Source organism: Natrialba aegyptia DSM 13077 (assembly GCF_000337535.1).
GTDB lineage: Archaea > Halobacteriota > Halobacteria > Halobacteriales > Natrialbaceae > Natrialba > Natrialba aegyptia.
Map to the genome: position 1 here is coordinate 51,606 of NZ_AOIP01000008.1, position 12,628 is coordinate 64,233.

At 60.6% G+C, this 12,628-nt stretch carries 12 protein-coding genes and 1 tRNA gene; 6 read left to right on the forward strand and 7 right to left on the reverse strand.

Annotation, left to right across the window (positions count from 1 at the left end; genetic code table 11):
- Positions 1–43: 43 nt before the first annotated feature.
- The gene (locus C480_RS01270; RefSeq protein ID WP_006109231.1) at positions 44–349 is read left to right on the forward strand and encodes a PRC-barrel domain-containing protein; all 306 of its coding nucleotides are present in this window, start codon (positions 44–46) and stop codon (positions 347–349) included.
- 92 nt (positions 350–441) lie between these two features.
- On the opposite strand, the gene C480_RS01275 is transcribed toward C480_RS01270, so the two are convergent.
- Entirely contained in the window at positions 442–1,890 is a 1,449-nt protein-coding gene (locus tag C480_RS01275) for a DHH family phosphoesterase (protein WP_006663811.1), read from the reverse strand.
- A gap of 313 nt (positions 1,891–2,203) precedes the next feature.
- On the opposite strand from C480_RS01275, the gene C480_RS01280 reads away from it, so the two are divergent.
- Positions 2,204–2,277, forward strand: a tRNA-Lys gene (locus C480_RS01280).
- 348 nt (positions 2,278–2,625) lie between these two features.
- On the opposite strand, the gene C480_RS01285 is transcribed toward C480_RS01280, so the two are convergent.
- On the reverse strand, positions 2,626–4,059 hold the full coding sequence (locus C480_RS01285) for a right-handed parallel beta-helix repeat-containing protein (protein ID WP_006663812.1): 1,434 nt from the start codon (positions 4,057–4,059) through the stop codon (positions 2,626–2,628).
- A 443-nt stretch (positions 4,060–4,502) separates the two neighbouring features.
- On the opposite strand from C480_RS01285, the gene C480_RS01290 reads away from it, so the two are divergent.
- The 3 genes from C480_RS01290 (at position 4,503) to C480_RS01300 (ending at position 6,683) form a co-directional block, all read left to right on the forward strand.
- On the forward strand, positions 4,503–5,171 hold the full coding sequence (locus C480_RS01290; protein WP_006663813.1) for a helix-turn-helix domain-containing protein: 669 nt from the start codon (positions 4,503–4,505) through the stop codon (positions 5,169–5,171).
- A gap of 82 nt (positions 5,172–5,253) precedes the next feature.
- Positions 5,254–6,021 (forward strand): enoyl-CoA hydratase/isomerase family protein, encoded by a 768-nt coding sequence (locus tag C480_RS01295; protein ID WP_006663814.1) that lies wholly within the window; start codon positions 5,254–5,256, stop codon positions 6,019–6,021.
- Positions 6,022–6,155: 134 nt separating this feature from the next.
- Positions 6,156–6,683: a hypothetical protein gene (locus C480_RS01300; RefSeq protein WP_006663815.1), complete on the forward strand. Its 528-nt coding sequence runs from the start codon at positions 6,156–6,158 to the stop codon at positions 6,681–6,683.
- A gap of 78 nt (positions 6,684–6,761) precedes the next feature.
- On the opposite strand, the gene C480_RS01305 is transcribed toward C480_RS01300, so the two are convergent.
- The 3 genes from C480_RS01305 to pyrB all read right to left on the reverse strand — a co-directional run bounded on the left by C480_RS01305 (position 6,762) and on the right by pyrB (position 9,633).
- The gene (locus C480_RS01305) at positions 6,762–7,592 is read right to left on the reverse strand and encodes a hypothetical protein (RefSeq protein WP_006663816.1); all 831 of its coding nucleotides are present in this window, start codon (positions 7,590–7,592) and stop codon (positions 6,762–6,764) included.
- 558 nt (positions 7,593–8,150) lie between these two features.
- Entirely contained in the window at positions 8,151–8,642 is a 492-nt protein-coding gene (gene pyrI / locus C480_RS01310; protein WP_006663817.1) for an aspartate carbamoyltransferase regulatory subunit, read from the reverse strand.
- A complete protein-coding gene (pyrB, locus tag C480_RS01315) occupies positions 8,635–9,633 on the reverse strand; it encodes an aspartate carbamoyltransferase (RefSeq protein WP_006663818.1) in 999 nt (332 codons plus the stop codon). Before pyrB ends, pyrI begins: the two co-directional genes overlap by 8 nt.
- Before the next feature lie 130 nt (positions 9,634–9,763).
- Here pyrB and C480_RS01320 point away from each other — a divergent pair, with 130 nt between their 5' ends.
- Positions 9,764–10,387, forward strand: a complete 624-nt coding sequence (locus C480_RS01320) for an RAD55 family ATPase (protein WP_006663819.1) — start codon at positions 9,764–9,766, stop codon at positions 10,385–10,387.
- 54 nt (positions 10,388–10,441) lie between these two features.
- Here the strand turns inward: C480_RS01320 and C480_RS01325 are convergent, their stop codons facing one another.
- Together C480_RS01325 and C480_RS01330 are read right to left on the reverse strand one after the other, a co-directional pair.
- Positions 10,442–11,434 (reverse strand): hypothetical protein, encoded by a 993-nt coding sequence (locus C480_RS01325; RefSeq protein WP_006663820.1) that lies wholly within the window; start codon positions 11,432–11,434, stop codon positions 10,442–10,444.
- Between the two features lie 202 nt (positions 11,435–11,636).
- Positions 11,637–12,620 carry an FKBP-type peptidyl-prolyl cis-trans isomerase gene (locus C480_RS01330; protein ID WP_006663821.1) on the reverse strand — a complete coding sequence of 328 codons (984 nt, stop codon included), beginning with the start codon at positions 12,618–12,620 and terminating at the stop codon, positions 11,637–11,639.
- Between the last annotated feature and the right edge of the window lie 8 nt (positions 12,621–12,628).

A 12,628-nucleotide genomic window follows, 5' to 3' on the forward strand; every position in this document is an offset into this window, starting at 1 on the left:
GAGTGACTGTCGCGTCTGACCAACAATTAAGAGTTAGCCGCGCATGGACCCAGACATGGACGACACACCCCAGGAGATCACCTCCCTCGTCGGCCGCGAGGTCTACTCGAACAGCGGCGTCTTCGTCGGCGAGGTCGAAGACCTGCAACTGAACGTTGACGGCCAGACCGTCACCGGGCTTGCACTCGGCAGCCTGAACTCGGAGCTATTCGCCGAGGAGTCGACGACTGGACAGGGCGTGATCGTGCCCTACCGGTGGGTTCGGGCGGTCGGTGACGTGATTCTCATCAACGAAGTTGTCGAGCACGTTCGGGACCCGGACGAAGAGGAGTCGGAACTGGTGGCCTGATACGGACTGCTGTCAGTCATTTTCGGAGCGACCGGGAGCCGTCCTGCGGTCGCTCCGGGAAACAGTGACAGCAATCCGTATGAGTTGGGTCGTTAGCTGCCGTTCGATCCTTCCGTTCCGTCGACGCCCATCGCATCGAACAGCGTTCGCTTGACCGCTTCCTCGGTCAACTCGAGCAGCGTATCCCGCGTGTCCTCCGAAATTTCGATGCCGGTAAAGATGCCGAGCGGGATCTCCGCACTGGCCTGGGTCGAGTGGCCGGCGGTTTCACCCATCTCGCCGTAGGCGTCGTCTAACACCTTACCGATGTTGATCCGGATGTCCTTCGAACGGCCCGCGAGGAAGATCGTCTCGTCGGCGATGCCGAAGACGGCCGTCGTCGTGACGCCCTCGAGATCCAGTAGGTGGCTCGCTGCCTGCGTCAGCGCCTCACGGTCGCGGACGAGACCGGCGTTAGAGACGAGGTGACTCCCCTGGACATCGCGGTTGGTGATCGCCTCGGCGAGCACGTCCAGCGTCTCCGGGGACATCGACGGTGATTCGACCTGTTCGAGGGTGTCGTGATTGGCAAACGGATAGAGATAGGCCGCAGCGGTGAGATCGGCGGGGGTTGTGTCGCGTTTGAAATCCAGCGTCTCCGCGCGGATGCCGTAGAGCAGGGCCGTCGCAACCTCCTCGGAGACGTTCATATCGAATTCCTGGATGTACTTCGTCATGATCGTCGAGGTCGAGGACATGTTCGGCCGGATGTCGACGAACTCGGGCTCGAACTCTTGTTCGGCCTCGCGGTGGTCGATCACGGCATCGACGGAGAGATCGAGTGCGGTCGACGTTTCGCGGTCGACCAGCGCGACGGTGTCGTAGACCGAGTGGTCCTCGATTTCGTCCCACTGGACGAGGTCGATGCCGAGGAGATTGACGAACGCGCGGTTTTCCTGGTGGCCGACGTCGCCCAGGTAGATGATGTCGGATTCGACGCCGAGATGGCTGGCGATCGCCTGTAATGCCGCGGCGCTCGCGATGGAGTCCGGATCGGGGCTGTCCTGGGTGATGATCCCGAGCCGCGTGCCGGTTTCTTCGACGAGTTGGGCGAGTTTGCCCGCGTTGTACTCGAGTTCACCTGACTCGAGAGCGCGGAGTGCGGATTCGGCGATGACGGAGGAGGGGTTGATGACGATGTCAGCGCCGAGGTCGGCGAGTTCGTCGCCGGAGACGGGATCGCTCGCGCGGGCGACGAGGAACTGGTTGTCGTTGTTGGCGCGGATGTGTTCGACGGCCTGTTTGTTCGCTTCGACGTTGGACGCGAGGATGAGGACGACATCGCGATCGGCGACGAGATCGGCGGCTTCGGGTTCGCGGATGTCGGCGGTACGTGCGTCTAAGTCCTGATCGCGGAGGGATTCGACGCGGCTTTCGTCGCGGTCGATGATCAGAACGTCCTTGCCCTGTTCGACGAGTTCTTCTGCGACGGCGTACCCGACGCTCCCGCAGCCTAAGATAGCGTAGTCAGAGATCGATGAAATGGTTACCCCCGTACTCATGTGAACGTGTGGTCGGACCGACCGCACTTAACCTTCCCGAAGAGTGTGACGTTATGGTACGGTGGATAGTTCTCCGATCGTGAGTTGGTGTTCGTTATAGCATTGTAGCGGGTGTCGTGACTGTGGCGTGTGACGGAACGCGTTTCCGGGTTGGTTTTCGGCTCGGAGCAGAGGGGGTGGAACTCGTGTGAGTGGAGACGAGACGATGTGGGCCGCTATCGAGCAACCGGTGGTGGGACGTGCGTGGGCCCCTCTGTCATAACGGTCCTCAAGGGAAACGTATTTTACCGGCCGAGAAAAACTCGGGAGTGAAGGGCCGGTAGCTCAGTCCGGCAGAGCGTCTGACTCTTAATCAGACGGTCGCGTGTTCAAATCGCGCCCGGCCCGCTTTTGCTCCGAGCAATCACGCGAGGAGCAACGCGACTAGCGTGATGTGAATCGCAGGGAGGTCGCGCCCAGCGGAGCGAGCACGTCCGACCGTGTGTTCAAATCGCGCCCGGCCCGCTTTTGCTCCGAGCAATCGCGCGAGGAGCGATGCGGCTGGCGTGAGTTGACGGAGACGAGTCCCAGCCCGTGAACGAGCGGAGCGAACGAGCCAACGTTGATAGCCCGGACACACTATTCCGCATCGCGCTCAACGCACTACCAGCGACACGCAAGAATATAGTTCTGCTGTCGCCACTCACTTCGAGTTCAAAAAATCGAGCGGACTGTCAATCGAGTTCCGAAGGCCGGTTACCGGTCGTCTCGAACGCCGGCGGGGAACTCGTTGCCCGATAACTCCACGGCACCGGAGTCGCTCGTGATGCGAAGCGAGTTGGCGTTCGCGATCGGCTGGGCGGCGGAGTTTTCGATCGTCACGTCGGCCGCGCCGTTGACGACGATCGGGGTGTCTCGCGTTTCGAACTCGCTGTCGGAGATGGTGTAGTTCTCGCCGCGGAGTTCGATGCCGCGCCGTTTGGTGTCGCCGGGTTGGTCGATGTCGAGCCCGGTGAACTGGCAATTGTGGCGCTGGCAGAAGATTGCGTGCCGAAGCGTGGTCCCGGGTGCATCGCCGGTGACGCGGACGTTCGACAGGTCGACGCCGCCGCCGTCCTCGCCGAGGATGCGAACGGCATTTGCACTCCCGGCCATGTCGACGGTGACGTTTTCGATGGTCGTCGGCCCGTTGCCGGAATCGAGTCGGATCCCGTTTGCGGGTTGTGCACCGACGCTGATATCGGTGTTCGAAATGGTCGTTTCGTCGACGTCGCTCATGACTCTGATGGCGTCGCCGTTTGGTTCCGGGACGGCGATCGTCGCGTCTTCGATGGTAAACCGATCGCCGCCGTCGAGTCGAATCGCGTGTTGGCCCGCCGAGCCGTGCGGGTCGTCGTCGACGACGACCGTTGCGCCGCTGACCGCCGCGGTCGAGCCGTTGAGCCGGATCGAGGCGGTCCCGCTGTTTCGGAAGTAGCCGCCACTGATGCCGACTCGACCCGTCTGGTTCGAAGAGTACAATCCGTTATCCGGGAAGCCGCCCAGAATACAGTTCTCGAACACGAGCGTCCCGCGGTGGTTCCCGTTGACGTGGATGCCGGTCGCGCCGCGCCACATGTTGCCCTCGTTCGGCGTCTCGTCGACGTGGACGGCCCCGTCGGGCGCGTGGAAACAATTGACGAGCCCCTCGCCATCGGGGTCGAGCACGTTGAACAGGCCCGGACCCCAGGTTCCGCTGTCGTGGACGCCATCAATTGTCACGTTTCGAACGATAAGGCCGTCCTCGACCTCCGCGTTGATAACTCGAATACCCGTTTCCGATGCGGTCTGGTCGACGTCGAACCCTTCGAACCGAAGATCGTTGCCGGGAACCTCGTGTGTTCCCAGTCGGAATAGTCGGTATTGTGGGCCGTCGAACTCGTGATAGTTTGCCGGAACGAGCGTCGCGTCCTCCCCCACGAAACCGACGTTCTCGAATCCAGTGAACCGGAGCTGTTCGTCCATGTAGTATCGCCCTTCGGGGAACTCGAGGAGCGTATCGTCTCCAACGTGCTCTCGAAGGACGGGCGTAATTGATTCGTTTCCGTCGGGGTCTGCACCGGCTTCGACGACGTCGATGACGGTGTCGTACTGACTCCGTACATCGTCGTCGGCCGCTGCTACCGAGCCGACGCTGGCAAGTGAGGCCACCGACCCGGCCGCAACGAGACTGCCTTTTAGATACGATCGTCGACTGAACTGCTGACTGCGTCCGTCGTTTGAAGTCACGTCCTCCCTTCTGGAGGTTGGGTTATTACGTATATTCTGCGTAAATTTTCTGTTAATTCCCAGAGTATTCGAACGACGATTGACCGTTCGTCAACAGCGACGATAGCTTGCGATTTTGCGAGCTGCTCGCGTTCGGTTTCGCTGTTCAAAACAACGTGACTGTCTCCGCTACTGTGGTGAGCGAAACAGTTCTGCTTCCAGAACGATTTTAGCGCGCTGCAGGCCATCGTTTTTCACGCTGATTTCGACGTAACTGACTCTAATGCTGGTTTATATACCATCGATAGTGACTGTCAAGATTGTCATTGCTAATATCTTTGGATGAGGGGTTATTGCGCTCCTTATCCTACGATTGAACCGAATCCATGACATCGATCGCAGACATCGAGTTCACGGCTGACGGGACCGGACTGGGCGACCTCTTCGAGGCCGTTCCCTCACTGACCTGCGAGATGGAGAGTGTGATCGCCTCGCAAGGGCACGGGCTCTGGCTCTCGGGGCCCTCCCAGGAGATGATCGACGACGCGTTGGCGACCTCGTCCGCGATCGATGAGTACTCGCTGATCAACAGCGACGACGACCGCTGGCTGTACGACATCGAGTTCACACCGGAAACGGTCAACGTCTTCGAGCTGGTTATCGAGGAGGGCGGGACCGTACTGAGCGCCTCCGCATCGAACGGCACCTGGCTGTTGAGCATCCGTGTTCTCGAACGGGACCACGTGAGTTCGCTCTATGATCGGCTCACCGAAGACGACGTCTCGCCGACGATCGTTCGCCTCTTCGATCTGGAGTCGGAGAGTAACTCCCAGTGTGGGCTGACCGCTCGACAGTACGAAACACTGGTGGCCGCGATCGATCACGGGTACTTCGAGATCCCACGGGAGGTCTCGATGCAAGAACTGTCGGAAGAACTCGATATCTCTCATCAGGCGCTGTCCGAGCGATTACGGCGTGCCTACCGTGCACTCGTCACGTCGGAGCTCAACGTTACCGAAGAGGCACCGATTACTGAACCGATGCCCTCCGACTGACGGACTGCCGATGCAGGTGGAACCGCCGTCGAGGAGCGGGCTGAAACATCACCATTAATAGTTGGCCGTCTGTCTATCCGGTATGGATATCGACAGCGATGGTGGCGTCCTGACAATCACTTTTGACCGGCCCGAGGTCCGCAATGCGATTTCTCGCGAGACGGCTACAACCCTGGCGGAGACGATCGCCGACGCGTCCCCCGATGAGTATCACGCGATCGTTATCACTGGCGAAGGCGATGCCTTCAGCGCCGGCGGCGATATCGAGGCGATGGCGACGGAGCCCGACCCGCCGCGTGAGGCCTACGAAGACATCACGAACTCGTTCGGCCGCGTCGTCGAAGCCATGCTCGAGTGTCCGGTTCCGATCGTCGCGAAAGTGTCCGGCGACGCGGTCGGTGCCGGCCTCGCGGTCGTCGCTCTCTCGGATATCGCCTACGCCTCCGCGGAGGCGACCTTCTCCTGTGCGTTCGTCCGCGTCGGCCTCATTCCGGATACCGGCGGCACCTTCATGCTCCCGCACCTGATCGGCCTGCGCGCGGCGAAAAAACTCGCGTTCACCGGCGAGTTCGTCGACGCCGAGCGCGCCGCGGACCTCGACCTGATCAACGAAGCGGTTCCTGCGAGTGAACTCGACGGGCGAGTGGCCGAAACCGTCGAGCGACTCGGCCGACGACCGACGGATGTGATCGGCATAACGAAACAGGCGCTACACGAGAATCTGGGCCGTCAGTGGTCCGAGGCGTTGGATTACGAGAATCTGCTCCAGGGACACGCTCGTGCGACCGATTCCCACGAGGAAGGTGTTGCTGCGTTTCTCGAGGGTCGCGATCCGGCGTTTAACGAGTAGGCTCTAGATTACGATCGATAGAGAGACACTATTCTCACTGTTTCTCCAGTCCAGCGGGCTATCGCTGTGGTATGGACACGCAAGCCAGCGCAAGCAGCACCGTCTTGGTCGTCTTTGACGGACATTTGAGTGCAATGTCTCCACAATTTACGGACGACGACGTCGGCAAGAGCGTCATCAACGCCGAGGGTGATGAGGTCGGTATCATCGCCGACGTCGAACACGGCACCGCGCACGTCGAACCGGACCCCGGAATCACGGATACGATCAAGGCGAAACTCGGTTGGGGTGGAACAGACGATGCGTATCCGCTGCAGGAGAGTTCAGTCGCGGATGTCACAGCGGACGAAGTCCACTTACAGAGTGATCTGTCCGGAACAGGGGCTGGTATGAGTAGTGACACAGCCGCTGGGGCTGGCACCGGTGCCGGCTCGAGTCGACCGCGCGATACCGGGATGGATACGGACACTGGGAGGGGTACCGATACGGAAGGACGGACGGGGACGACGCGCGAGGATCGCGAAGACGATAGTGGACTGACGGACGACGATGACGAACTGATCGGCGATAGTGACGACGATAGCGGCTTGATGGACGATGACGACGATGATAGCGGGCTGATGAACGATGACGATGATGACCGTCGTAACGACACGCGATAACCCGCCGTCCTCACCGATTCAGTGAACCAGTTCTCCATCCAGCAACGATTTCTCACCCGACGCGCCACCAGTTACCGTTCACTTCGGCTCGCCGTGTGACACGCCGTCGCGCTCGTCCGCTCGCCGCCGCCGCAGTGCCGCCCGTGCGTTCGAAGCCTCGTATCCAAAGAGGACGCTCTCGCCGTAGTGTTCTGCCACTTCGAGTGCGCGGATCAGGTTCTCGACCTCGACGTTGACCGCGTACAACTCGATACTGAACGGCGTCTCGAGTTCACTTTCGAATCCCTTCGCGATCGTCTCGAGCCAGTAGGTCGTCTCGTAGGCCATATCGTACAGCGGCACGACGAACTCGTCGACGTACTCTTCGAGGGCCGCGAGGTCGAGGCCGGCCCGTTCGTAGAGGTGACCCGGATACGGGTCAGGGTAGAGCGTTAGATAGACCCGCCCCGGTATGCGATCGGCGGCTTCGGCGACGAACTCGGTGATGACGCTCGCGCGCCACTCGTTTCGATCTTCGTATTCGCTCTCTGCAAACGCCTGCTCACAGACGCCACAGCGACAGTATTCGGGACGAGGAAACCCGACGTCGTCGAGTCTCACGTCCTCGTTCGCCTCGACGCAATCGTCGATGATTTCGAACAGCCCCTCGCGATAGTCCTCGCGCGAGGGACAGATGTAGGCCCAGTCGAAGTACCGGCGATCCCTGGTTGCGGGTCGCCCCATGTCGTCGACCGGAACGAGCGACGGATCGGCGTCTGCGGCCGCGTTGTCGCCAAAACAGGAGACCATGTTCACCCCGTCCGCGATCGGCTCTGCGGACCGGCCGGTCACGTCCTTGACCTCGTAGAAGCCGCGGTCGAACTCCGGCCACTGGACCTCTTCAGCGTTGCGGGTGACGACGCCGTACATAGCTCACGGTACGACGCCGTCCCCGTAAGCCGTTCGGATCGGGGTGATCGTAGTCGTAGTCGTATTCGTATTCGTATTCGTAGTCGTAGTCGTATCCACATCCGGACGCCTCCGTGTACTCACCCTCGGGGTCGTAGTCGTACGAGTATGACTATGAGCATGAGTACGAGTACGCGAACCGACCCGATAACTCGCGCGTGGGTCAACTGTGAACTCGTGTGCGTTCTGTGCGGGTTCCAGAACTACGTCTCGGGTCGGTTCAGTCGTTTCTGAGACGATTCAGGGTTCGTTCTTACTCGGCTTACTCGGCTGGCTCGTATTCGATTTCCTCGGTGTCGATCTCCGACGAGCTGGTGAAGACGACCTTCCAGAGGACGGCGATAACGACCAGGGCAAGCAGGACTTTAACCGTACGTGACATATCCACCTAGAGTTTCGGTCGGCTCCTATTTAGCTATTCTGGATAGTCCTCTCGATTCGAAAATCCACACGTTCGACACCGGCGTGGGGTGTCGATAGCGCAGCCGATTGACGGGACTGGTGGGCCAGCCGTTCCGGTCAGGCTGTATCGATCAGCGCTGCGATCTCCTCTCGGATGATCGTCTCACAGTACGTACAGCGAACGCCGTCCGGGAGCACTTCGAACCGCGATGTCACGGGTTCGTCGCCGGTCGTGATGCAGTCCGCGTTCGGACACGACAACACGCCTTCGACGTACTCGGGGCGCTCGACGCGATGCTTTTCGACCACCTCGTAGTCACGAACGATGTTGATCGTTGCGTCGGGCGCGATCAGCGAGAGGACGTCGACTTCGTCTTGACTCAACTCCCGACCCTCGACCTTGACGATGTCTTTGCGCGCGAATCGATTCGATGGGACGTTCATCCCGACGGAAACCTCCTCGCCATCGGTCCCGTCGATACCGAGAATCGCGAGGACGTTAAGCGCCTGGCCACCGCGGACGTGATCGATGACGGTGCCGTCCTGAATCTTGCTTACCCGGAGTTCGTGTGCCCCGTTGTCGTCGTGATGGTCGTGGTCGTCACTCATCGGCTTCACCTCCGTCACCATTCGCGGCGTCAGCCGTCGCTGTCGCTGCCCCTGTCCTTGTCCCTGTTCCCGTTCCGTGATCGCGCAAGAACAGATCGAGCAACGCCATCCGTACCGGAACGGCATTGTGTGCCTGTTCGAAGTACGCCGCGTAGTCGGTATCGTCGATCTCGGGGGCGATTTCGTCGACGCGCGGAAGCGGGTGCATAACCGTCAGCTCGTCGCTTGCAGCCTCGAGCGTCTCGGTGTCGATCTGGTACTCACCCGCGACCTTCTGGTACTCCTCTTCGTCCGGAAATCGCTCCCGCTGAATTCGAGTCACGTAGAGTACGTCGAGCGAGGAGAGGACCGGCTCGAGTGCGTCGTGTTCTCGAATCTGCGTGTCCTCGCCCTGCTGGTGGAGGTCGTAGACGACCTCACGAGGGAGTTGCAGGCTTTCAGGGCTGATAAAGTGCTGGCGCGTATCGAAGTTGGTCAGCGCGTAGGCCAGCGAGTGGACGGTTCGGCCGTACTTCAGATCTCCCATAATGCCGATAGTCAAGTCATCGAGTCCCGCGTTCTCCTGGATCGTATAGAGGTCGAGCAGGGTCTGGGTCGGATGGTGACCCGCGCCGTCACCGGCGTTCAGGAGGGGGACATCGACGAACTCGCTCGCCATTGCCGCGGCTCCCTGTTTCGGATGACGCAGAACGAGCGCATCGGTGTACCCCTCGATGACCCGAACCGTGTCTGCGAGCGTTTCCCCCTTTTTGACGCTCGAGGACTCGACGGACCCCATGTCGACGACATCGCCTCCGAGCCGTTTCATTGCGGTTTCGAAGCTCATCTTCGTGCGCGTACTCGGCTCGAAAAAGAGGAGTCCGAGCAGCGCGTTCGCGTGGCGATCGGCGACCGCCTCCGGATCGGCGTCGATTTCGGCCGCCCGGTCGAGAACGGTCTCGATGTCCGCCCGCGAGAGTTGTTTGCTCGTGATGAGGTGATCGTGGCGCATTCGTTCGTGTTGGCTCCTCCATTCCCCTTGAATCCCCCCATTCCGACCGGCGTTGTGACTCGTCAGTCCGTCTCGCAGTACTCCAAAGGCAAAGAATTATACACGAACTACAGAAAGACACCACAACCGTATGGTAGATCGGCTGGAAACCGGGATCGACGTGCTGGACCGAAAACTCGATGGCGGACTCCCCCCGGGCTGTCTCGTCGCGTACACCGCCGCCCCAGCCAGCCAATCGGAACTCCTGCTCTACGAGCTCACCGCCGCGCGCGGAACCCTGTATCTCTCGACCGAACGCTCCGAGGAAACCGTCCGTCACGCCGTTGAGAGTTCACCTTCCGATGTCGGCAACCCGACGATCAGACACGTCTCCAGCGACGCACCGATCGAGGAGACCATGCAACTCATCGGCGCGCTCCCCGACGGTGCAAACCTCATCATCGACACGATGAACATCCTCGAGCGAACGGACACGGACGAGTTCATCTCGTTTCTCGACGACCTCAAGACGCAGATGCTCGATAAGAACGGAATTGCCGTTCTTCACTGTCTTCGGGGCGATGCGCCCGCGAACCGAACTCGGACCTACCACGCCGTCGACGCCGTGTTCGATCTCCAGACGGCAGTGTCCGGCGCTGAACTCGAGAACCATCTGACGATTCCGAAGTTCCGCGGTGGCGGGCAGCCGACGAAGGCGATTAAACTCGAGTTGGTTGAGGAGGTTGCGATCGATACGAGTCGGGATATCGCGTAAGGCCGCGCCATACTTCTCGGTCTACGTCACGGGTGATCCACACCTTTCACCGAGTCACTTCTGCCCCGTCGTAAACGGCGTGATGGCTGCTGTCCGCTCCGTGACTGTCGCCGTTCGGAGAATGTACGAAAAGAGCAGTGCAGGTGGCAATGCTCCGATTGCGACGGCACTCGGGAAGACGACGAGTCGGACCTGGGATCCGAAGGGTGGACCCGTCGGCCCCGTCAACGAGAACAGCACTGCGATCGCGACCCCGATCGCAGGAACGCCGGCGTAGAACAGGTATCGGGAGAGTTGCGAGAGTTCGACCTGCAGATAGACGGATTTCAGATACTGGCGGGTGATATCCATCTCTTGCAGCCTGTTTCGAAGGTCCTCGAACGCCGTATCGATGGCCGGGGGAAGATCGCTACCAGCCGTTCGCCGGGCTCGTTCGAGGCGGTAGATCTCGCGTGCAAAGTTGCTCTCGATCGTCGTTGAGAGGGCGTCGAAAATTCCGGTATCGGATTTGTCGATATGCTGTTCAATTCGCTCGAGTGCGATCGTGAGATCGTCGGTTACGTCGCTGATTTCGTCGCGAACGTCCTCCGAGAGTACGTCCGACCCGGTGGCGGCATCATCGAGTCGAACTGTCTCCTGACGGGCGCTCGCGACAACGAGTCGCAGAAAGCCCGCCGGAACGGCTGGTGCAGCCGTATCCGCGACTTCTTCGACCTCCTGGCGGAAGTCGACCGTTTCTTCGATCTGTGACGTGAGTTCGCCGGGAGATTGGAGTTCTCGAGACAGCAGCAACTGGTTAATCGAGACGACGACGGTAATGAGCGTCATATTGCCCGTAATCAGGCCGCTGAACACGTAGAACAGTGGTTGCGTATTCGAAAGCAGTGCAACGTGGGTGAGCGAGAGAAGCAGAGAGGCGACGCCGAACGTGATGGCGATGCCGGCAGCGATCACGAAGCGATTGCCGTCGAGCAGAAACCAACGAGTGATCGGTCCCGATTCGGGCTGGGATGGAGAGCTCTCGTCGTCGCTCGTCAGATCGACCATCGAAGGCCGATGAATACGAGTTCACGGGCGAAAAAGGAATCCCGTGCACAGTCGTGTACTGGAGTCGTCAGTCCGGTCTCCAGTCTGAGTTTACCACCATGTGATTCGGTACAGAATGAGCGACGGGTTTTGAGAGACGGATGCGTCTCAGTTGCCGTCGATAACTGGCCGGAACGCTGCTGAGAACGACTGGCTTACCGACTTACTCTTCGTCCGCTGCGCCTTCGAGTTCGTCGACGATCTCGTCGGCGTCGACGTCGGCGTCTTCGAGTGCGTCCTCGATGTCGCCGCCGCCCATGCCGCCGCCCATACCGCCCATCATGCCGGGCATGCCCATGCCGCCCATGCCGTCGATGACTTCCTGGACGATGACGCGGTCGACACCGATCTGGTCGATGATGTCCTGGCCGATCTGCTGTTTGCCCATCATCCACTGCTGGTTCATCGTCATCTGGGGCGTCGCTTCGAGGTACAGCGTCTCCTTCTCGACGAGTTCGGTTTCGAACTCGGGTTCGGCGTCTTCGTCGTCGTCCTCTTCGTCCTCGTCGGGTTCGACGGGGACTTCCTCTTCGACTTCGTCGGTCTCGATCCAGAGTTCGGGTTCGAGACCGAGGTACATCTCGAACAGGCCGGCGGCCTGCTGCTCGCGGTCCTCGACTTCGTCGAGGATTTCGTACTCGTACTCGACGTCTTCGCCGGCCAGCGGGTGGTTGAAGTCAACGCGTGCGCGGCCGCCGATGATCGTGCTGATGTAGCCCTGCTGGCCGTCGACCTGGACGTTCGCACCGGGGTAGCGGTCGTCCTCGTCGATCTTCTCCGCGCTGACGGTTTCGACGTTGTCCGGGTCGTACTCGCCGAAGGCGTCTTCGGCGTCGATCGTCACGGTGCCGGAGTCGCCGGGCTCGCTGCCGACGAGTGCGTCCTCGACGCCCTCGAAGATGTGGCCCTCGCCGATGACGATCGTGCGCGGCTTGAACTCCTGGTTCTGGTCTGCGACCCCCTCCTCTTCGGCGACCTCCGGATCGGTCGTATCGACCAACTGGTCTCCGTCGGCGGTGTATGCAGTGTATTCGAGTTCGACGAAGTCGCCGTTTTGAAGCCCTTCGGCTTCGTCAGCGTCTCCGTCGGCTTCCGCTTCGACGTCATCGGCCTGCTCATCGAGCTCGGCCTCCTGTTCCTCGGTCATACGTGGTA

Excerpts from the sequence above, each read along its gene's own strand:
- C480_RS01270 (WP_006109231.1), top strand. The coding sequence starts at position 44 with ATGGACCCAGACATGGACGACACACCCCAGGAGATCACCTCCCTCGTC.
- C480_RS01275 (WP_006663811.1), bottom strand. The coding sequence starts at position 1,890 with ATGAGTACGGGGGTAACCATTTCATCGATCTCTGACTACGCTATCTTA.
- C480_RS01290 (WP_006663813.1), top strand. The coding sequence starts at position 4,503 with ATGACATCGATCGCAGACATCGAGTTCACGGCTGACGGGACCGGACTG.
- C480_RS01295 (WP_006663814.1), top strand. The coding sequence starts at position 5,254 with ATGGATATCGACAGCGATGGTGGCGTCCTGACAATCACTTTTGACCGG.
- C480_RS01300 (WP_006663815.1), top strand. The coding sequence starts at position 6,156 with ATGTCTCCACAATTTACGGACGACGACGTCGGCAAGAGCGTCATCAAC.
- C480_RS01305 (WP_006663816.1), bottom strand. The coding sequence starts at position 7,592 with ATGTACGGCGTCGTCACCCGCAACGCTGAAGAGGTCCAGTGGCCGGAG.
- pyrI (WP_006663817.1), bottom strand. The coding sequence starts at position 8,642 with ATGAGTGACGACCACGACCATCACGACGACAACGGGGCACACGAACTC.
- pyrB (WP_006663818.1), bottom strand. The coding sequence starts at position 9,633 with ATGCGCCACGATCACCTCATCACGAGCAAACAACTCTCGCGGGCGGAC.
- C480_RS01320 (WP_006663819.1), top strand. The coding sequence starts at position 9,764 with ATGGTAGATCGGCTGGAAACCGGGATCGACGTGCTGGACCGAAAACTC.
- C480_RS01325 (WP_006663820.1), bottom strand. The coding sequence starts at position 11,434 with ATGGTCGATCTGACGAGCGACGACGAGAGCTCTCCATCCCAGCCCGAA.
- C480_RS01330 (WP_006663821.1), bottom strand. The coding sequence starts at position 12,620 with ATGACCGAGGAACAGGAGGCCGAGCTCGATGAGCAGGCCGATGACGTC.